This is a genomic window from Geobacter metallireducens GS-15 (assembly GCF_000012925.1).
Lineage (GTDB): Bacteria > Desulfobacterota > Desulfuromonadia > Geobacterales > Geobacteraceae > Geobacter > Geobacter metallireducens.
The window spans coordinates 2984383-3004682 of sequence record NC_007517.1 but is presented as its reverse complement, the minus strand read 5'-3'; the positions used below and the strand labels follow the sequence as shown (position 1 = coordinate 3004682).

Here is a 20300-nt window from a genome sequence, read left to right as displayed (position 1 = left end):
TGAACCTGATACGCACAGCTGAATGGCTGGAGGAGAACCATGGGAGAGATAACGCGTCAGGCCAGGGCGGAACTGAGGCAGCTGCCGCTAATGCTCGGCAAGTTGGCTGGGGGGATCGCGGCGGTCATCGGGTTCACGGCGGCGGTAGTGATCGTTACCCGAAGGCCGGGGGCGCTGGATGGCCTCCTTCCGGCGCTCCTGGCGGGATGCGCGGGAGTGGCCGTATTTGTGCTGTCGGCCTGGGCGCTGCGCGGACGCCTGGCGGGTGATGCGGCTGGAGAGCCGCTTCCCGCCAGGCGCGCTCGGACGAGCCTCCTGGCATGGGGGTTGCTCCTGTTCTTTGCGGGGGTTTTTCTGGCATGGGCCTGGTTTATGACCCGATGACCCGGCAGGGAGAACGGCCATGAAACGCGAAAAATGTCCCAAATGCGGCTCCGGCAAGATCATGCACGATGTCCGGGTCATCGACCGCGACGGTGAGTATGCGAACGGCACCCTTTCTGTGCAGATCGAGAGGAAACCGGGGGCGCTCATCTTCAAGAAGGCTGAAACCATGGAGTTGCATGCCCATATCTGCGGTGACTGCGGCTATGCGGAACTCTATGCGGCGGACCCGAGCCGGCTCTGGGAGGCATACGCCACAAGCCGGCAGCCCGGCTCCATCTCGTAAGGAGGTCAATCATGTTACGGTTGGGATCATTGCTGCGACTTACCCCTGTCGTCCTGCTGTTGCTGTCTGCCGCGGCAGGGCCGCAAACCGCCCTTGCCGGTTTCGAGGTGGACTGCAAGGCCTCGGCCAGGGCTTATGCGGACCAGGGGATCCCTTGTTACTGCCGGGGAGGGCGCATTGAGTGCGATCAGCCCTCCGGCGGCGGCTCCTACGGGTCGTCGCCGAAGAGCGGGCTTTCCTTCAAGAACCAGATGAAACTGCAGATCATGCAGTCCATAACCGACATGGCCGCCAACGCGTTCATCAACTGGCTCAATGGCCCTTCTCCGTCGCAGCAGTCCGGCCCGACCCCCCAGCAGATCGCCGAACAGAAAGCGGCCCAGGAACGGGCCGCGGCCGAATGGCGCGCCAAGGTGGAGCAGCAGATCAGGGAGATGGAGAGCCAGTACGAACAGCAGAAGAAACAGGAGTTCACCGACAAAAAGAAGAAGCTCCTGGCCGGGATACGGGGGCTGGACGCAAGCTCTCCCGGCCGTGATTCTCATGCCTTCCGGCAGTTGCGGTGCAGCGCCTACTGGGGAGGCCAGGTGGCCAGGGCCCTGGCGGCCGGCGACGAAAAACGGGCGGAGGAATACCGGAAGTTTTCTGAGAAACCCACCGGGGAGTCCATGGCCAGGTGCGACAAGGAGTTCCCGGAGCCTCCCATGCCGGATGGTGCGGTTGAAGTCCGCATGGGCCTCTATCAGACCATGATCGAGGAGGTGCATCTGCGCCTCCCCATGATCGAGCAGGCAAAGGAAAAACAGCGGAACGCCACCGAGCAGGTGGCCGAAAAACAGAAAAAGGTCGAAGAACTGAAGAGCCAGGCAACGACTCTCCCCCCAGCGGAAAAGGAGGTTGCCGACGATCTCCTGGCGCAGGCCCTGAAGGAGCTGGATACGGCCACCACCCTCAAGAACGAGGCCGATGCCGGAGTCAAGAAACTGGAACTTGAGATCGACGCCCTGAACGAAGTGGGCAAGCTGGCCACGGCGCCGAAAGCCGGCCAGACCACGAAAGGATCACAGCCATGAAAAAAGCCATACGCCAACTCGTCATCACGTCACTGTTCGCCCTGCTGACCGTTTCGCCTCTCCTGGCCCAGGAGGAAATTCCCGAGGCGGCTCGGGAGCGCTTCAAGGCCGGCTTCGCCATCATCGAAAAGGCGGACAGCCCTGCCGGTTTCCGTGCCGCCATGGACGAGTTCGAGGCGGCCGCCGCCCTTGCTCCCCGCTGGCCCGACATCCACTACAACCTGGCAAAGGTGGCGGCGGAAACGGACAAACCGGCCAAGGCCATCAATGAGTACCGTGCCTACCTGGCGCTGGCCCCCGAGGCGGCGGACCGGGCCGCGGTGGAAGGGGATATTGCGCGGATGAAGGAGATGATCGCCCGGAAACGGAAGCTCGGCCTGCCCGGTGTCGTCTTTGCCGCCATGCCGGACGGCATCTGGGTCATGGAGCTTGCTCCCGGGTCAAGGGTGGGGAAAACCCTCTTGAGGAAAGGGTACAAGATCCTTGCCGTCGAGGGTGAATCGGTTGTGGGAGCAAAGCTGGACGGGTTTTTCCGGGCCATTGAGACCCAGTCCGCCAAGGTAGCCGCGGCCAAGAGCGAGGAAAAGAAACAGCCGGGGCAGATACCGGCCGGATTCAGGTCGGAGATGGGCTTCATCCGCTCCCAGAAGTTCATGCGGACGACCCAGCCAAACGCCGCCGGCAACGCGGTGGAGGAAACGGGGCCGGCCATCGCGTTTACCGTCATCTCTCCCGGTTCCACTGACACCGGCAAGCTGTTCTTTAAGCAGAGCATGTTCCGCTCCAGCGTGATCGAGATCGAAGAGGACGAGTTCGAGGATGAAGTCATCAAGGAGCGACTGCCAGTGGTGGTGACCTTCTGGGGGAGCGACTGCGGCCCCTGCCAGGATTTCGTCCCGGCCGTGGAGGCGCAAAGCGCCAGGTATGCCGGCAAGGTCAAGTTCGTCAATGTCAACGTGAATGAGAACCGGAAGCTCGCCGGCCAGCTGGCTATCAAAGGGGTTCCGGCCATGATGGTCTACAAGGGGGGAAGTCCCGTTTCCACCACGACCGGCAGGATCGACAATGCGAAGCTCGCGGAGCTTTTGCAGGGCGTAGCCGCCAATTAAGGGGAAAACCCGATGGGACGATTCTTTGTCAGTTCAGCCATGGTAGTTGTTTTGTTTGTCTCTGTTTCCGTCTCCCACGCCCGGATGACCGACGCGGACCGCAACGCACTGCTCGGCGAGATCTTCAAGCTTGAAACCGCGAAGGAAAAGATCGTCGCAGAAATCAGGAAATTCGATGACGCGATCAAGAAGAGCGCCGCCTCGATCAGCAAATCGGAGACCATTATCGGACTCGCCCGACAGAAGGGGAACGCCCAGGCCGAAGCGGTTGCCGGCAAGGCATTGGCTGAGGCAAAGGCGTCGCAGTCCCGCAGCCTGAAGAACAAGAGTGATGCCGAACTGGTGCTGCGGCGCCTGGAACGGACCCTGTCCCTGGCGAAAAGCGGCGACAAGAATATCGAGGCGATACGGGAGCAGGTGGAGTTCGAGACACAATACGCCACATGGGAGAAGAAACAGCAGCAGCTTATCCAGCAGAGGCTCCAGGAGCCCAACAAAACCGCCGGCGCAATCCAGCGCTCCCTCATGGCGAACGTGCCGCCGTTGCCGGGAAAAACCTTCAGCCAGCTCCAGTCGGGCGACGTGCTCCTTATCGAGCCGGAGGATGGTCGCCTGAAGGGGGTGAACCCCATCACCCTGGGGGACAACGCCGCCACCGGGGGGAACAAATCATTCGCCTCCCATACGGTCATCTATCTGAAGGAGGTCAACGGCACCAAGCTCTTCCTGGACAACCAGCCGGGCGAGGGGCCGCGCATTATCACGGAAATTGATTTCCAAAACAGGTACGGGCACCGCGGCATGGACGTGGCAACGCTGGGGAAGCTGGCTGAACCGCTGCGGAACGATGAAGGGGAAGGCCTTTTCCGGGCGGCGATGGAGATGCACAAGAAAAACGCCGATAAAACAGCAAACAGCTGGTGGGGGGATACGAACTACGGCGTGGTGGGCAAGGATGAGGTGGTCTGTTCGGAGGCCGACTGGGCGTTGCTTAAAAATGCCGGGAAGTTCCTTCCGAAATCCTCTGACCGGGCCAAGGTCGAGCACGGCATCGATTTAAGTCCGGCCGATTATTACAACTCCCCGTACTTTGTCGTTACCCCGCTGCAGATGCACAAAAATGACGGTAACAGCGATTGAAACCGGAGATGTCCCGCCCACTGGGCCGCGAAAGGATCAAACCATGAAAAAAACCCTGCCACAGCTCGTCATTATGTCGGTTCTCTGCCTGCTGGCCGCTTTGCCGGCCTTGGCCCAGGAGGAGATTCCCGCCGCGGCCAAGGAGCGCTTTAAAGCGGGGCTGGCCCTGATCGAGAAGGCGGACAAATCGGCTGATTTCCTGGCCGCCCTGGCCGAGTTCGAGGCGGCCGCCGCCCTGGCCCCCACGTGGCCCGACAGCCACTACAACCTGGCGCAGCTGGCCGCCGAGTCGGACAAACCGGCCAAGGCCATCAAGGAGTATCGCGCCTATCTGGCCCTGAAACCGGACGCGGCCGACCGGGGCGCGGTCGAGGCGGAAATGGCGCGGATGAAGGAGCTGATCGCCCTGAAGCGGAAGGTGGGGCTGCCGGGGGTCACCTTTGCCGCCATGGCCGACGGCATCTGGGTGCTCCAGGTCCTGCCGGGGGCCGGCATCGAAAAAACCGGACTGAGGAAGGGACACCAAATAGTTGGCGTTGGCGGCAAGCCGCTTGCGGGCAACAAACTGGAAGATCTTTTCAAGGCCATCGAAGCCAACAACATTACCGACACAATGTCCAGAGGGTCCTCTGAGCGCATGTACAGCCGGATGACCCGCGACACCAAGACGCAGGGGCCGGTAGTCGTGCTCAATGTGAAGCAGTCCCGACAGCAGGAGAAGCCTTTTCTGATCCTCTGCAAGAAAGAGATGTTCCGCTCTAAAATCATCGAGATCGAAGAGGACGAGTTCGAGGATGAAGTGCTCAAGGCGCCCCTGCCGGTGGCGGTCACCTTCTGGGGCGATTCGTGCGAGCCGTGCAAGGAATTCGTCCCCGTTCTGGAGGCGGAAAGCGCCAAGTACGCCGGCAAGGTGAAATTCGTGAACATCAACGTGGACGGGAACAGGAAGCTGGCTGACCAACTGGCGGTCAAGGAAGTCCCGGCCCTGATGGTGTACAAGGGGGGGAGTGCTGTAGCGACCGCGACCGGCAAGCTTCCAAGGGAGAAGGTTGCTGAGATGCTGCAGGACGCTGCCGGCAGGTAGTTGAGAGAGAAAGAGAAGCGATGAACCCCGAATGGCTGGTGCCGTATCTGCTGGTCGCCCTGCTGGTTTTCCTGATGCCAAAAATATTCGGGATGCTGGGGAAGGGGAAGTCCACTGCCAGTGGGAAGCCGGCCTTTGTTCCCCATTATATCTACGTCCTTACTGGCATCATCGTGGCGGGCATTTTGCTTTACACTGCCGCGAAGGTTATCATTACGGTCGTCTGCGGTTAGCAGGGTTTTTTCGTAGGAAACCTGATGTGAACAGACGAGACTTTTTACAATTCGGCCTTAGGGGCATCGTTGTCGCCGGTCTTGGCAAGGGTTTCTACAACACGACAAGTGAACAGGTGGAGATCGTTCGGACATCGGTGAAGATCAGGAACCTGCCGGCTGCGCTGCAAGGGCTCAAGATCGGCCTGCTGACGGATCTCCACGCTTCCTTCGTTGTCTCCAGCGAGACAATCCGTTCCGCCGGCCGGCTGCTCATGGCGGAGAAGCCGGATCTGATCGTCATGACCGGGGACTATATCTCAGGATCCACCAGGTTTTTGTCAGGGAGCGTCGGACAGTTTAAGAAAGAGTACTTGTCGAAGTGCATCGATGCCCTTTCAGGCCTGAAGGCGCCTCTGGGAATCTATGGCGTTCTGGGGAATCACGATTTCTGGAGTGGGCCGGAGTCGGTCAAGGCGATTTGCGAGGCGTTCACACGGCAGATGGGAATGGTCTGGCTCAGAAACAGCAGCGTCGAAATCCGTAGGGGGAGAGGTTCGTTGCACCTGCTCGGTGTTGACGACTACTGGGAGCCGAGCTGCTCGCTCGCGGCAGCCTGCAAGGGCGTGGATACGGACGGAATCAAGATCCTCCTCAGTCACAATCCCGACATCAATGATGAAATTTTTCTTTTGCGCGAACGGATCGATCTTGTATTGTCGGGTCATACCCACGGCGGACAGGTTGTTGTGCCGTTCCTCGGCCAGCCGGTCATGCCTTCGAAGTTCGGCCAGAAATACCGCGCCGGGCTGGTCCGCGACGGAGACCGGCAAACGTACATATCACGCGGTGTTGGCTGCCTGCTCGCGCCAATCAGGCTGAACTGCCCGCCTGAGGCAACGGTGTTGACGCTGACCTGAGTAACCATTCGGGAGGGTGTGGCTGTATATGCGGCGGGTACGGAACCGTACGCACGGTGGTGTGGGAGGACGGCGGGAGTGATCCCGCCTCCTACCCCATTGTGCGTCCGAGACGATTCGAACCTCCGACCCCATGGCTCAAGAAAAAGGATGTGCTTTTTTAGAATATTAAACCTACAGACCGGCACCCCATTCTTCGCAAGAAGTTACAGCGTCTGCGTGGCAGAGGTGATGGTAACTTCCAATGCCGCCCTTGCCCAGGGAAACTTCCCCTTGACCACATCGAACAGCGGGCCTGACGTTACAAATACCGCAGTGCCTTCAACGAGAAAGCCTGTCCCTGGGCCGTGGGCACCTTCCACCTCGCGGCTTCCCACGGTGATGAGACATCTGCTGTCCTTGGCCAGATTTGCTTCTGTCGTATTCATGTAGCCGGCGGGAATCAACAGTTTCCCATCCTGGGTAATCTGGATGTAACTGTTCCAGGTGTTAACCAGATGGGGACCACCGTCACCCTGTGTGGCTATGGCCACAACCCCCTCGTGTTTCAGTACTTGCAGCATTTTCTCTGGAATCATTATCGTGCCTCCGTTTTCTTGTGTTTTCACCACTGCCTCAATTCGATGGAGAATCCATCGGCGTCCTGTATCTCGGCCCTCTTGGATGTCCCCAAGGTCACCGGTCCCCAGGTGATCGCCACCCCTTTGCCGGCAAGATAGGCCACAGCCCGGTCCATATCTTCCACCTCCAGGGCCATCATCCGATAGCCGGTCTGCCATGGATTTACCACTGCCGGTGTGGCATCCCTGACCTGCATCAGCTCAATGACCGTGTCGCCAAGCTCAAGATAGGCGATTCCTTCGAGGGGAGGGGCTTCCACCTTCAGCCGTTGCCTGACCTTGAATCCCAATACCTCCGTGTAGAAGCCGATAGCTCTTTCGAAATCGCGGGGGATGATTTCCACATGGTCAATCCGTTTGAACATGGTTAACTCCTGATATCTCTAGTTTACCCGCGCAAATGGTTATGTTCCGCCATCCTATTCACTTAACAACCGGCACCAGGAATGAAGCGACATAAATCTCGTCCGAAGATCTTACCGTGTGCATGACCCCGGCCGGGACAATGAACACCTTCCCCACGGAAAGCTCTATTTCACCCCTTTCAAGAACCCCGACACCTTCTCCTTTTATACAGTAGAAGATCTCGTCGTGGTCCGGGTGCTTGTGGAGCGCCCCTTTCTTGTCGGCTGTGAGATGGTACACGTTTGAAACCAGTCCTTGCTTGATTTGTTCTAACTCCATAGCGTCTCCCTTGTGGCTGTCAGCTCATGGCAGCACAGAATGTTTTGAACGAAAATCGTTTAACTTTAAATTACTTGATATTTTCCTTTTTTTCAATTTTATTTTGCAACCTAACTTGTTAAAGGGAACTTGCCTGCTTCACTCAGTGCGCTTCTTTGCGCAGCTGCCGCTCGCGCAGGTCATCCTTCCAGGTTTTCCTTCATTGTCGCATATCCCTATCCCTGCTTCAGCCGCTGGGTGAGCTTTTCTCCCAGCGTCCTGGCTGCGGTAAGGCTATCCGGCTGTTTGGAAAGATTAGGGGTCAAGTCGGCAGTAATCTTCGTTCCCGGACCAAAGACCCTGTGGATGGCTCCTTCCCGGCACTCCTCGCCGTGGCCGCAGTTGAAACAACTGGCGGGACCTATTGCGGTTACGTTCCCGACCGGTTCAATGCGGCTGAAGCTGAAGAACTTTTCTATGTCACGTACCGCTGAATCCGGCATGGCGCTGCCTACCCCGACCGCAACCCCCAACTTGCCGTGCAGTGCTCCCCCTTCCTGGTGACGAAACTGATACAAGCGCTCCAAAAAGCAGTGTGCAAGCCCGTTGAGCATGCCGAAATAATTGGGCGCCCCAATTACCAAGGCATCCGCCTCGACAATAAGGGGACGTAACTCGCCCATGTCGTCCCGGACCTTGCAGACGTTGTCCGCCACACAGCCGAGACAGCCCAGGCAGGGACCTATGCGACGACCGCTCAGGGACACGAATTCGGTTGGAGCTTCGATATTATTCAGAACTTCTTGAACGAGACGGTCGGTGGTTTGCCCTGGACGAGGGCTGCAAGATATGCCAAGTACCTTCATGGGAGGCTCCTTCCATGTTGTAGTGCCGATTATTCAGGCTAATGCCGGTAAACGGCCGAAGGCGCTTCGAGCACCTTCAGCCGCACGAATCCACCCATCTTCCTCCGGCTGTTTAAAAATCGATCTCCACCTGCAGGGAGTCAAGGAACTTGTTAAAGGCAGTAAAGAGTTCCATCACCCCCAGCGCCTCCACTATCTCGGCGTCCGATACCCCTGCCTGACGCAGGGCGTCAAACTCGGCATCCTCTATTCTGGTGGGATTTGTATTCGCTTTCCTGGCAAAACCGATGAGCGCCTTTTCCTTCGCGCTGAAGTCGGCCTGTTCGATACTCTGCATAATAATACCGATTTCCTCATCGGAGATTCCAATCGCCTTAAGCGCCCCGGTGTGAGCTGCCACGCAGTAGGTGCAGCCATTGTCCCTGGAAACCAGCACCGCTATGGTCTGCTTTACCTTCTGGCTCAGGGTCCCTTCCATCATTACTGCCTTGACCTTGTTCCAGTTGGCCTTCAGCAGGGGCGGGTGATGGGCGTAGCTCTTGAAAAGATTTGGCACCATGCCGAATGCACCCTCGATCTCCTTGAATATAGCCGCCGTCTCCCCTGAAACCGCACTTACTTCCACCGTTGTCAAACGCGCCATCTGCCTCTCCTTTTCAGCTGTTTGTATTTGCCCCTGAGGGCCAACAAACCGACCATTTGGTTTGTTTTTATTGAAAAAAATTTTGCTACTTCACTCGCATCATTGTCCGTAAGGCGCCGAGGGCATCGCACAGGGGCTTCTCATCCTTTTCCAGACGGGACAGCATTATACCCCCCTCGATGGCGGCCAGCATCTGGCAGGCCAGGATGTCTGCTGGGATGTCGTTGCGTACCTCACCACTGTTCTGGGCGGCGGCGATAACCGTCTTCAATTTGCCCAGCCATGTTTTAAAGACCTGCCTGATTATAGCCACTAAACGATTGTCCGTGTCCCCCATTTCCAGGGCGGTATTTCCAAAAATGCACCCCCCGACGAATCCCCTCCCCTTGTGTACATCTGCGACCGTGGCGAAAAAATTATCAAGACACTCCCCCGGTGTGGTGCCGGCCAGGGAGGTCTCCAAAACATCGAGGAAATCATCCCGCATCTTCTCCAGCACGGCCAGCCCCAAGGCATCCTTTCCAGGAAAATGGAAGTAAAGACAGCCTTTCTTGATATTGGTTGCCTCAAGCAAGTCATTGATGCTCGTGGCCCCGAAGCCCTTGCGGTGGATGAGATCCGTCGCCGTATCAAGTATTCTGCTTCTTGTTTCTTCGCCTTTGGATTTCATTATGCATTTCCTCAAAAACCAACCGTTTGGTCTAATTTAACGGATAAAGAAATGTTGTCAAGGTGGAATATATGCACTGGAAGCATAAAAGGGTCACAGCAAAAGCCGCCATGTTCAGGACATCAAAATGTAGTCCAGGGCCTGATACGCCGTCATCGCTCAGAGGTGTTACCTCGATATTGGTGGCGTCAAATGGCTGTTTACGGCAAACGGCGAAAGTTTCCTTTGCACCCTCCTTTCGGAATCAGGTATGGTGATCCGGTGCTCTATCGCTTTTGTAAAAGAGAGCGTTTCACGGCAAAGACTCTGTCAGATCAAAGGCATACGACATCCCCGTCCAGCAGCCATCGGGAACACATCCGTCTCAGCTCCCAGGACGGTGCCGCCTTCCTTGAGGTGATGCCGCTCCAATGCCGCGCCTGCGGTTTCGTCTTTGCATAGAGGGACCGCTTTACCCCACCCGGTAGATACCCTGTCTGCTGTAACGAAGGGATCTTCGCACCACTTTTCTCTGTCCGAACGGCAAGGCCATAGAACCGCAGCAAGGCCCGAAATCCCTCCGCACGGAGCGAAGGCCTCAGTCCCTAAACCGTCGTCAGGCCCTACCTTTTGAGGGGGGACGACACTAGCGCAAGGAGACATTCATGCGAATAGCAATTGTGGGCGCCGGAGCCCTGGGGCTTTACTACGGCGCTTTGCTGCAGCGGAGCGGAGAGGACGTCCATTTCCTCCTTCGCCGCGATTATGAGGCGATCGCCGGGAACGGCCTGAAGGTCTTTTCCATCAACGGCGATTTTACACTGCCTCACGTGAAGGGATACCGCGCTCCCGAGGAAATCGGGCCGATGGACCTGGTGCTGGTTGGGCTGAAGACTTTTGCCAACAGCCGGTATGAGGAGCTGATCCGTCCGCTGGTGGAGGAGGGGACGCAGATTCTGACCCTCCAGAACGGACTGGGGAACGAGGAGGCGCTGGCCACCCTTTTCGGGGCCGAGCGGATCATCGGCGGCGTGGCCTTTCTCTGCTCCAACAGGGGGGAGCCCGGCGAGGTGCATCACCTGGGGGCGGGGCGGATCATCCTGGGAGAATTCCTGCCCCGCGACACGGGGCGGATCGAGGAGCTGGCCGCCATGTTCCGCCAGGCCGGGGTGGATTGCCGGACAACCGATGACCTGAAGCGTGCCCGGTGGGAGAAGCTGGTCTGGAACATCCCGTTCAACGGCCTGTGCGCCCTCCTGCAGCAACCGGTGAACCTGATTCTGGCGCGCGATGTGAGCCGCAAACTGGTGCGGGGAATTATGCTTGAAGTCATCGCCGGCGCCAATGCCCAGGGGCTTGCCACCTTCATTGCCGATGGCTACGTCGACGACATGCTGGAATTCACCGACGCCATGGGAGAGTACAAGCCATCCATGGAGATCGACCGCGAAGAGGGGCGCCCCCTGGAGATTGCCGCCATCTTCAGGACACCCCTTGCCTACGGTGCGCGGGAGGGGATCGCCATGCCGCGGGTTGAGATGCTGGCGACGCTGCTGGAACAGGCCACAGGATGAACGGGGATATGTTGACAGGGGCCCGTCAGACTAATCTGACGGGCTTTTCTGCGCGTGGGCACATATTGTGTAGTAATGCGATGTATATTGTGTGACTTGTTCATTAAGTAATATGTGCTAAGGTTAACAATTGTTGTTCCATGGACAGAACGTGAGTGAGCGGGGGAGAGATTTATGGGGTGGTATGCAGATCTGAAGATCAGGAACAAGCTGCTTCTCGGCTACGGAACGGTCATCGCCTTCAGTTCCCTGATCGGTTATTTCGGTGTCACCGGTTTGACAGAAATGAAGTCACATCTGGATGCCATGCATGACCACCTGATTCCGGGCATAGAGACGGCGGCAATGATCGACCGCCATCACCAGCAGCATCGCCGAACGTTTTTGAACTACCTGGAGGAGAATCGCCTGCACCGCAAAGAGCTGGAGTTGAAACTCCACCATGAAGCGATAGACATACAGGAGTCCTTGAAACGTTACGCCAAGCTTTCGATTTATCCTGCGGAGAGACGACTTCTGGATGATGTCATCACTGCCTCGAAGGAATACATGGATGAGACGGCAAGACTCAAGTCAGCGGCCGATTCAGGCGCTGACTACGAAACGCTGACTGTCGACAATGCGCACCTGAGGACTCTTTTCGGCGATGTTGAAAACCGAGCGAAGCTGCTCACACAGTACAGCCTGAAAGAAGGGGACGAGCATCTCGACCAGAGCACCGCCGGCTACTTCAATATCCGCTCGTGGCTGATATCGCTCCTTCTCGGCGCTATCGCCATTGCACTGGCCATGGCGTTCTTCATCACGCGGAGCGTGGCCGACCCCATCCGAGTGGTCCTCGATGCCGTGCGCCGGATGGAAGAGTCGGGGACGGAAAAGGCCCGGCTGGCGGAGGCCATTGCAGCCGGCGACCTGACCCAGGACGTGGCCGTGTCGGAGCGGCTCCGGATTGATCCTGAAACCGTTGCCAGGGACGAGGGCGGAATGATGCTCCGGGCGGTGGCCGGCATGAGCGGCATCCAGGCATCCCTCGACGCTGCATTTTCACGGATGACGGACTCGCTGCGCCGGAACCGGCAGGAGGAGCAGGCACGGGACTGGCTGAAAAGTGGCGCCAATGAACTCGGCGCCATTCTTCGGGGGGACCGGCGGCTGGAGGAAATGGTTGAAAAGAGCCTCTCTTTCCTCTGCGAATACCTGGGGGCCGGCGTCGGTGTCCTCTATCTGTACAACGACAGGACCCGTGATCTGGAGATTGCCGCCACCTACGCCCTTGCCCGCCGGGAGGATATGAAGAAGCGGTTTGCCCTCGGGGAGGGCTTGGTGGGGGAGGCGGCCAAGGAGAGGAGGATTATCCGCCTCGCCGATGTCCCTCCCGGCTATCTCCCCATAAGTTCGGCCATTGGCGAGGCGAAGCCCCTCAACATCGCCGCGGTGCCGCTGCTCCATGACAATCTTCTCGTGGGGGTTGTGGAAATAGGCTCCTTCAGGGAATTCACGGCGCGGGAACTGGAGTTCCTCAGCCGGGCCCAGGAGGGGCTATCCATCGGGATCAACGTCAACCGTTCGCGGAAGCTCGTGGACGAGCTGCTTGAACAGACCCAGGCCCAGACCGAGGAGCTGCGGGTCCAGCAGGAAGAGCTCCAGCAGACCAACGAGGAGCTTGAGGAGCGGGCCCAGATGCTGGAGCAGCAGCGGGAGCAGATCCGCGCCAAGAACCGCGAGGTGGAGGAGACGAGCCGGGCGCTGAAGCTGAAGGCCGACGAACTGGAGCGGATCAGCACCTACAAGTCCGAATTCCTGGCCAACATGTCCCACGAACTGAGGACCCCCCTCAATAGCCTGCTGATCCTCTCCTCTCTGCTGAAGGAAAACCGGGAGCACAACCTGACCGACAAACAGGTGGAGTACGCAGCCACCATCAACAGCTCCGGCAACGACCTCCTTACCCTCATCAACGATATCCTCGATCTCTCGAAGATCGAGTCGGGAAGGCTGGAGTTCAATTACGAGCAGATTCCGCTCCGCGCCCTCTTCGACCAGCTCCGCACGATGTTCTCCCCCCTCGCGGAGCAGAAGGGGCTGGACTTTGATGCGATCATCGAGGAGGGGGTCCCGGAAGAGATAACCACCGACGGCCAGCGGACCCAGCAGATCCTGAAGAACCTCGTTTCCAACGCCTGCAAGTTCACCCGGGAGGGGAGGGTGGCCGTCAGGGCGCATCTGCCCAATTCAGAGGAAAATCCCCTGCCGGCCCCGGCCATTGCCATTCAGGTTTCCGACACGGGAATCGGGATTTCTCCCGACAAGCATGACCTTGTGTTCCAGGCGTTCCAGCAGGCGGACGGCACGACGAGCCGGAAGTTCGGCGGCACCGGGCTGGGGCTTTCCATTTCGCGGCAACTGGCGCGGGGGCTCCATGGCGACGTCCTTCTCGAAAGCGAAGAGGGGAAAGGGAGCTCCTTCACCCTCTATCTCCCGCTGGACCACGCTGCCCATGGGGAGGAGAGTCAAACGGCCGTGCCGCCGCCGGCGCCCCGGCTGCCTCCCGTCACGGTGCCGCGGGGGAAGGAAGTCTCCGGAAGGGAGGCGGATGTTCAGCTCCCGACGCCGGTTCTGGCGGACGACCGCGAGAAGCTTCGTCCCGGCGAGAGGAGCATCCTGATCATCGAGGACGATCTCTCCTTCGCCGCCATCCTGATGGATATGGTCCGTGATCGTGGCTTCCCGGCAATGGTTGCCGGGGACGGTGAAAGCGGCATTGCCCTTGCCGACCATTACCTGCCGAGCGCCATTGTGCTGGACGTGATGCTCCCCCATATCGACGGCTGGGGGGTCATGAAGTGCCTCAAGGACAGCCTGAGGACCCGGCATATCCCGGTGCACTTCCTCACCTGCCTGGAAGACCGCCAGAAGGCACTGACCATGGGCGCCATAGGATTTGTGACCAAGCCCGTGAACAGTGCTCAGCTTGACGAGGTGTTCAGTACCATCGAGCACTCCCTGGCCAAAAGCGTCAGGAAGCTCCTGATCGTCGAAGACGACAGGAACGAGGCAAAGAGCATGGAGGCGCTGCTCGGAGTGCGCGATGTGGCCATCACGGTCACCGCGACCGGAAGCGAGGCCATGGGGCTTTTGGCCGTCGAACCCTTCGACTGCATCGTGCTTGACCTGGGCCTTTCCGACATGTCCGGCTTCGAGGTGCTGGAGAAGATCCAGTCCCTTGACGAAAGCCGGCGGATTCCGGTGATAATCCATTCGGGCCGGGACCTTTCCCGGGAGGACGAGCAGCGGCTCCGCAACTATGCCGAGAGCATCATCATCAAGGGGGCCAAGAGCCCCGAGCGGCTTCTGAACGAGGTCTCGCTCTTTCTGCACCTGGTGGAGAGCGGCATGGGACCCGAGAAGAAGAGGATGATCCGCGCGGCTCTCGACGACGAGGCGCTGCTCGAGGGGAAAAAGGTTCTGATCGTGGATGACGACATGCGCAACATCTTCTCCCTCTCCAGCGTTCTCGCGGAGAAAAAGATGATCGTGCTTGAGGCGGAAAACGGCAGGGAGGCCCTGGAGCGTCTCAATGGAGAGCCCGGCATCGATGTGGTGCTCATGGATATCATGATGCCCGAGATGGACGGTTTTGCGGCTACCCGCGCCATCAGGAAAGACCCGCGATTCGCCCGGCTCCCCATCATCGCCCTCACGGCCAAGGCCATGAAGGGTGACCGGGACGAGTGCCTCAAGGCAGGGGCCAGCGATTACATCCAGAAGCCGGTGGATGCGGACAAGCTCCTTTCGCTGCTGCGGGTATGGCTGTACGGTAGCTGACCATGGAACCGGATGAACTCTTCGACATCGAGATGCGTCTGCTCCTCCACGGTGTCCGTCAGGTGTACGGCCATGACTTCACCGACTACTCCGAGGCATCCATAAAGCGGAGGATTACCCAGTGGTTCGCCACCTCAGGCTATGGGACCCTCTCCGAAGCCCAGGCCGCCATTTTGCGCAATCGCGAGGCCTTTGACTCGCTGCTCCGCGGTATCACGGTCAACGTGTCGGAGATGTTCAGGGACCCGGCATTTTTCCGGGCGCTGCGGGAAGAGATCGTACCCCACCTGAAGACCTATCCCTTCGTCAAGATATGGCATGCGGGGTGCTCATCCGGCGAAGAGGCGTACTCCCTTGCCATACTCCTCGAAGAGGAGGGGATGAAGGGACGTTTCAGGATGTATGCGACCGATATCAATAACGAGGTGCTTCAGAATGCCCGGGAGGGTATATTCCCCCTGAAGGAGATGCAGAAATACACCAGGAACTATCAGGCCGCCGGCGGGAAGGGGGCGTTTTCCGACTACTACTTGGCACGCTATGAGCATGCCATAATGATACAATCCTTGCGGGACCAGATCGTGTTCGCCTCCCACAACCTGGCGGTCGACGCTGATTTCGGGGAGATGCATCTGATTCTCTGCAGGAATGTGCTCATCTATTTCAAGCCGACCCTCAAGGAGCGGGTACTACGGCTTTTTGACACTTGTCTCATTCCCGGCGGCTTTCTTTGTCTTGGCCTCAAGGAGTCCCTCGACGGAAGGCGGATCGCTTCGCGCTATGCCGAAACGGTGGAGAGGATGAGGATTTACCGGAAAAGCTATGGACAGGAACAGTCAGCATAGATTCCGCGCTGTGGTTGTCGGCGTATCGTCCGGAGGGGTCGATGCGCTGAAACAGGTGATCGGCTCCCTGCCGGCGGGTTTCCCCCTGCCGGTCCTGGTCGTTGCCCACATATCCCCTGAAGCGGACAACGGCCTCGCGCTCCTGCTGGACGAGCTGAGCGCCATCAGGGTCAAGGAGGCCGATGAGCTGGAGAAGGCTGCGGCAGGGACCGTGTACCTGGCCCCTCCCAACTACCATCTGCTGGTTGAGAAGGACGCCACCCTTTCCCTGTCGGTGGACCCTCCGGTCAGGTTCGCTCGGCCGTCGGTGGATGTGCTGTTCGGGTCCGCGGCGGACGCCTTCGGGCCTGCGCTCATCGGCGTCGTGATGACCGGGGCGGGATGCGACGGGAGCTGGGGGCTCGGGCGGATAAAGGATGCCGGCGGAGTGACGGTGGTGCAGGATCCTGCCGACGCCGTTGCCGATTCGATGCCCAGGAGCGCCGTCGAGGCGGTCGGACCGGACCACATCGTGCCCCTTGAGCGGATTGCGCCACTTCTGGTCCGGCTGGCAACGTCGTGACGGAGCCTCAGGAATGAATTCGGGCATGGAGGCCGGCTGACGCGGGCCGTCAGCGTAATCCAAGGGGCGAGCCTGTCTCGCGGGTAATGGAGGGGAGATGGACGGACAGTTCATTTCAATGAAACCGCAGATTCTGCTTGTGGATGACCGGCCGGGAAACCTTTCGGCCCTTGAAGGGCTTCTGGACGAGCTGGACCTGGTGTTCGTCAGAGCACTGTCGGGCAACGAAGCGCTCAGGCTGACGCTGAAGCAGGATTTCGCGCTGGTCCTCATGGATGTGCAGATGCCCGAGATGGACGGGTTCGAGACTGCCGAGCTGATGCGCTCCAACCCCAAGACCAGACATCTGCCGATCATCTTCGTGACGGCGGGGATGAAGGATCTGAAGTTCCAGTTCAAGGGGTATGACGCCGGCGCGGTCGATTACCTGGCCAAGCCCATCGAGCCGGCCATCCTCCGGAGCAAGGTACGGGTCTTCCGGGATCTCTACCTGCAGCGCATGGAGCTGGAATTGCATCGCAGGAACCTGCAGGAGCTCGTGGACCAGAGAACCATCCAGCTCCGTCTTGCCGCCCAGGAGCTTGAGCAGCGGGTCATCGAGCGGACCGAGGAGCTCCAGCAGGTGAACCGCCAGTTGGAATCATTCGCCTATTCGGTCTCCCACGACCTCCGGGCGCCCCTCCGGCATATCGACGCTTTCAGCCATATCCTCATGGACGACTATTCCCAGGCCCTTGACGAGGAGGCCCGCAATTTGCTCCACCGCATCGTGGCGGGGTGCGACAACATGGGAAAGCTCATCGATGCCATCCTCGCCCTCTCGCGGACCGTGCGCCAGCCCCTCAACAAAATGCCCGTGTCGATGGAACGGCTGGCGCGGGAAACGTTTGCACAGTATCGGGAGCAGTATGAAGGGAAAGAGATTTCGTTTACGGTTGCCGAGCTTCCCGAATCCCAGGCCGACCCAGTTCTGCTGCGGCAGGTCTATGCGAACCTGATCGGCAATGCCCTGAAATACAGCAGCAGGCGTGAGGTGCCCAGGATCGAGGTGGGGGCGTTTCCGGACAACGGGGAGACGGTCTACTTTGTCCGGGACAACGGCGTAGGCTTTGACATGCGGTATGCCGACAAGCTCTTTGCGGTCTTCCAGCGACTGCACAACGGAAGCGAGTATGAAGGGACAGGGGTCGGCCTTGCCATCGCCCAGAACATCATCCAGCGCCACGGCGGAAAGATCTGGGCGGAAGCCGAACCGGACAAGGGGGCGACGTTCTTTTTTACCCTCTGACAGTCACAGCGCTCGTTCATGCAGAAAACCAAAGGCCCGCCGGAAAATTCCGACGGGCCTTTGTGTGTAACAGGAGACTGGGCGTTACTCGTTCCACCCTTCGGGATGGACGTCGCCGATCTGCTCCCAGTGCTCCGGCGAGCGCCAGAGGCCGGAAACGATCATCTGGCGCATATGGAGGAACTCCTTGGGGAGGCGGTCATAGAGCTTGAGGAAAAGCTCCTCGTGGGAGACGAGCTCGTTATGCCAGACCTCCCGGTCCACGGAGGTCAGCTCGTTGAACTTCTCGCGGGTCATGTCGAGCCCTTCCCAGTCCATGTCCTCGTAACGCGGCATCCACCCCAGGGGGGATTCGACGGCCGCGGCCTTTCCCTGGACCCTTTCGACGATCCACTTGAGAACCCGCATGTTGTCGCCGTAGCCGGGCCAGATAAACTTGCCGTTGGCGTCCTTGCGGAACCAGTTGACGCTGAAGATGCGGGGCGGTTTGGCGATGGAGCGGCCGAACTGGAGCCAGTGGCTGAAGTAATCGGCCATGTGGTAGCCGCAGAAGGGGAGCATGGCGAAGGGGTCGCGGCGCACGTTGCCGGTGGCTCCCACTGCGGCGGCGGTGGTTTCGGATCCGAGGGTGGAGGCGAGGTAAACGCCGAAGCTCCAGTTGAAGGCCTGGTAGACCAGCGGCACGGTGTCCTTGCGGCGGCCACCGAAGATGAAGGCGCTCATGGGGACGCCCTTGGGGTTTTCCCAGTCGGGGTCGATGGAGGGGCACTGGGAGGCCGGCGCGGTGAAACGAGAGTTGGGATGGGCGGCAAGACGGCCGCACCCCGGGGTCCACTCGTTCCCCTGCCAGTCGGTGAGCTTTGCGGGGGGCTCGTCGGTCATCCCTTCCCACCAGACGTCGCCGTCTTCGGTAAGGGCCACGTTGGTGAAGATGGTATTGGCGGAGCAGGAGGCCATGGCGTTGGGGTTTGTCTTGACGTTGGTGCCGGGGGCGACGCCGAAGTAGCCGTACTCGGGGTTGATGGCATAGACCTGACCGTCGGGGCCGGGCTTGATCCAGGCGATGTCGTCGCCCAGGGTGGTCACCTTCCATCCCTTGTCCTGCAACGGCTTCGGGGGAATCAGCATGGCGAAGTTGGTCTTGCCGCAGGCGCTCGGGAAAGCGGCGCCCACGTAGGTCTTCTCGCCGGTGGGGGACTGGACGCCGAGGATCAGCATGTGCTCGGCCAGCCACCCCTCGTCCTTCCCCTGCTTGGAGGCGATGCGCAGGGCCAGGCACTTCTTGCCGAGAAGGGCGTTGCCGCCGTAGCCGGAACCGAAAGACCAGATGGCGCGCTCCTCGGGGAAGTGGACGATGTATTTCTCCTTGTTGCAGGGCCAGATCACGTCCTTCTGTCCAGGCTGAAGGGGGGCGCCCACCGAGTGGAGGCAGGGGACGAACTCGCCGCCGCCGAGGACATCGAGAACGGCTTTGCCCATGCGGGTCATGATCCGCATATTGGCGGCAACGTAGGGTGAATCCGATATTTCAACGCCGATCTTGGCAATGGGGGAGCCGAGGGGACCCATGCTGAAGGGGATGACATACATGGTGCGCCCCTTCATGCATCCCTTGAACAGGCCGTGGAGTTTTTCCTTCATCTCTTTGGGGGCCATCCAGTTGTTGGTGGGCCCTGCATCCTGCTTGGAGATGCTGCAGATGAAGGTGCGGTCCTCGACCCGCGCCACGTCGATGGGATCGGAGCAGGCCAGATAGCTGTTGGGGCGCTTTTCCTGGTTCAGCTTCTTGAAGGTGCCATTCTCCACCAGCAGTTTACACAGCTCGTCGTACTCCTCCTGGGAGCCGTCACACCAGTGAATCCGGGACGGTTCACAGAGTGCCCTGACTTCGTCCACCCACTTCAAAAGCTGTTCGTTTGCTGGTAACTCGTAGCTCATGCCGACTGCCTCCTTATGCCATGTTAATGAGTTAGCCCCTTCGCGATTCCGCGAAGGGATTCGGCCATGATAAGCTTTAACGGTATTTCATTCAATGCGAAAAATTCACTTTCGGCAAATTTTTTTAGTGAGGGTCAAGGTTTGCGCGTTGAACGACAGGCAATGAGCCTCTCTCTGGCGAGCACCGCTACGACGGCAACGTTGACGAGAAAAGTGCCGAGCTTGACGGGGGTGACGGAAATGAAGAGTTCGTAGACTTCGAGGGGAAGATAGATGCCGCCGGAGACAATTCCCAGCCACTCGGCCCAGGGGCGGCCACGCCAGAGGCCCCATGCTTCGGCGAAGCGAACCGATGCATAACCGAAAGCGCCGAGGGCCAGAAGTTGCAGCCGCCCGCCATCGGCCTTGCCGGCAGCTTCAAGGAAGATGCGGGGGATGCGGCTTGCGGGGTTCAGGTGGAGATGTCGCACGATTTCCTCTGCCAATGCCTGCACATCCCGGTGGATGAGGGCAAGGAGCCCGAGCCCGGCAGCGATGACAAGGGCCCCTTTGGTTGCCTCGAACAGGGCGACGGTGTGAAGTGCGGCTTTTGGGTGCCGCTTGGGGGAGGTCATGGCGT

The 20300-nt window shown here is 59.4% G+C and carries 21 protein-coding genes; 13 read left to right on the top strand and 8 right to left on the bottom strand.

All coding sequences use genetic code 11. From position 1 onward, the window contains the following. Positions 1-39 precede the first annotated feature (39 nt). Genes GMET_RS13330 through GMET_RS13295 form a run of 8 tightly spaced genes read left to right on the top strand, consistent with a single transcriptional unit; the run spans position 40 to position 6208 of the window. A complete protein-coding gene (locus tag GMET_RS13330; protein ID WP_004511804.1) occupies positions 40-384 on the top strand; it encodes a hypothetical protein in 345 nt (114 codons plus the stop codon). Positions 385-403: 19 nt separating this feature from the next. Further along, positions 404-670 (top strand): hypothetical protein, encoded by a 267-nt coding sequence (locus GMET_RS13325; RefSeq protein ID WP_004511805.1) that lies wholly within the window; start codon positions 404-406, stop codon positions 668-670. Between the two features lie 11 nt (positions 671-681). After that, positions 682-1743: a hypothetical protein gene (locus GMET_RS13320; RefSeq protein ID WP_004511806.1), complete on the top strand. Its 1062-nt coding sequence runs from the start codon at positions 682-684 to the stop codon at positions 1741-1743. Beyond that, entirely contained in the window at positions 1740-2852 is a 1113-nt protein-coding gene (locus tag GMET_RS13315) for a thioredoxin domain-containing protein (protein ID WP_004511807.1), read from the top strand. Before GMET_RS13320 ends, GMET_RS13315 begins: the two co-directional genes overlap by 4 nt. A 12-nt stretch (positions 2853-2864) precedes the next feature. Further along, the gene (locus GMET_RS13310; protein ID WP_004511808.1) at positions 2865-3992 is read left to right on the top strand and encodes a hypothetical protein; all 1128 of its coding nucleotides are present in this window, start codon (positions 2865-2867) and stop codon (positions 3990-3992) included. 43 nt (positions 3993-4035) lie between these two features. Further along, the gene (locus GMET_RS13305; protein WP_004511809.1) at positions 4036-5076 is read left to right on the top strand and encodes a thioredoxin domain-containing protein; all 1041 of its coding nucleotides are present in this window, start codon (positions 4036-4038) and stop codon (positions 5074-5076) included. 20 nt (positions 5077-5096) lie between these two features. Beyond that, positions 5097-5309 carry a hypothetical protein gene (locus GMET_RS13300; protein ID WP_004511810.1) on the top strand — a complete coding sequence of 71 codons (213 nt, stop codon included), beginning with the start codon at positions 5097-5099 and terminating at the stop codon, positions 5307-5309. A gap of 26 nt (positions 5310-5335) precedes the next feature. Beyond that, positions 5336-6208 (top strand): metallophosphoesterase, encoded by an 873-nt coding sequence (locus GMET_RS13295; RefSeq protein WP_004511811.1) that lies wholly within the window; start codon positions 5336-5338, stop codon positions 6206-6208. Positions 6209-6414: 206 nt separating this feature from the next. Here GMET_RS13295 and GMET_RS13290 read toward each other — a convergent pair whose 3' ends face one another. The 6 genes from GMET_RS13290 to GMET_RS13265 all read right to left on the bottom strand — a co-directional run bounded on the left by GMET_RS13290 (position 6415) and on the right by GMET_RS13265 (position 9670). After that, a complete protein-coding gene (locus GMET_RS13290) occupies positions 6415-6786 on the bottom strand; it encodes a pyridoxamine 5'-phosphate oxidase family protein (RefSeq protein ID WP_004511812.1) in 372 nt (123 codons plus the stop codon). A 26-nt stretch (positions 6787-6812) separates the two neighbouring features. Beyond that, positions 6813-7193 carry a VOC family protein gene (locus GMET_RS13285; protein WP_004511813.1) on the bottom strand — a complete coding sequence of 127 codons (381 nt, stop codon included), beginning with the start codon at positions 7191-7193 and terminating at the stop codon, positions 6813-6815. A 58-nt stretch (positions 7194-7251) separates the two neighbouring features. Continuing rightward, the gene (locus GMET_RS13280; protein WP_004511814.1) at positions 7252-7512 is read right to left on the bottom strand and encodes a cupin domain-containing protein; all 261 of its coding nucleotides are present in this window, start codon (positions 7510-7512) and stop codon (positions 7252-7254) included. Between the two features lie 215 nt (positions 7513-7727). Continuing rightward, on the bottom strand, positions 7728-8357 hold the full coding sequence (locus tag GMET_RS13275) for a flavodoxin family protein (RefSeq protein ID WP_004511815.1): 630 nt from the start codon (positions 8355-8357) through the stop codon (positions 7728-7730). Positions 8358-8469: 112 nt separating this feature from the next. Then, the gene (locus GMET_RS13270) at positions 8470-9000 is read right to left on the bottom strand and encodes a carboxymuconolactone decarboxylase family protein (RefSeq protein ID WP_004511816.1); all 531 of its coding nucleotides are present in this window, start codon (positions 8998-9000) and stop codon (positions 8470-8472) included. A gap of 85 nt (positions 9001-9085) precedes the next feature. Beyond that, a complete protein-coding gene (locus tag GMET_RS13265) occupies positions 9086-9670 on the bottom strand; it encodes a TetR/AcrR family transcriptional regulator (RefSeq protein WP_004511817.1) in 585 nt (194 codons plus the stop codon). Positions 9671-10314: 644 nt separating this feature from the next. Here GMET_RS13265 and GMET_RS13260 point away from each other — a divergent pair. From GMET_RS13260 to GMET_RS13240, 5 genes are all read left to right on the top strand, one after another. Further along, positions 10315-11223, top strand: coding sequence for a putative 2-dehydropantoate 2-reductase (locus GMET_RS13260; protein WP_004511818.1), 909 nt, complete (start codon positions 10315-10317; stop codon positions 11221-11223). A gap of 174 nt (positions 11224-11397) precedes the next feature. Then, positions 11398-15048: a response regulator gene (locus tag GMET_RS13255; protein WP_004511819.1), complete on the top strand. Its 3651-nt coding sequence runs from the start codon at positions 11398-11400 to the stop codon at positions 15046-15048. A 2-nt stretch (positions 15049-15050) separates the two neighbouring features. Next, positions 15051-15893 (top strand): CheR family methyltransferase, encoded by an 843-nt coding sequence (locus GMET_RS13250; protein WP_004511820.1) that lies wholly within the window; start codon positions 15051-15053, stop codon positions 15891-15893. Then, entirely contained in the window at positions 15871-16455 is a 585-nt protein-coding gene (locus tag GMET_RS13245) for a chemotaxis protein CheB (protein ID WP_004511821.1), read from the top strand. The genes GMET_RS13250 and GMET_RS13245 overlap by 23 nt, the downstream gene beginning before the upstream one ends. A gap of 97 nt (positions 16456-16552) precedes the next feature. Beyond that, positions 16553-17743: a response regulator gene (locus GMET_RS13240; RefSeq protein WP_004511822.1), complete on the top strand. Its 1191-nt coding sequence runs from the start codon at positions 16553-16555 to the stop codon at positions 17741-17743. An 84-nt stretch (positions 17744-17827) separates the two neighbouring features. Here GMET_RS13240 and GMET_RS13235 read toward each other — a convergent pair whose 3' ends face one another. Together GMET_RS13235 and GMET_RS13230 are read right to left on the bottom strand one after the other, a co-directional pair. Further along, positions 17828-19681, bottom strand: a complete 1854-nt coding sequence (locus tag GMET_RS13235) for a phosphoenolpyruvate carboxykinase (GTP) (protein ID WP_004511823.1) — start codon at positions 19679-19681, stop codon at positions 17828-17830. A 134-nt stretch (positions 19682-19815) separates the two neighbouring features. Next, positions 19816-20295 (bottom strand): DUF2127 domain-containing protein, encoded by a 480-nt coding sequence (locus GMET_RS13230; RefSeq protein ID WP_004511824.1) that lies wholly within the window; start codon positions 20293-20295, stop codon positions 19816-19818. Positions 20296-20300: the final 5 nt, after the last annotated feature.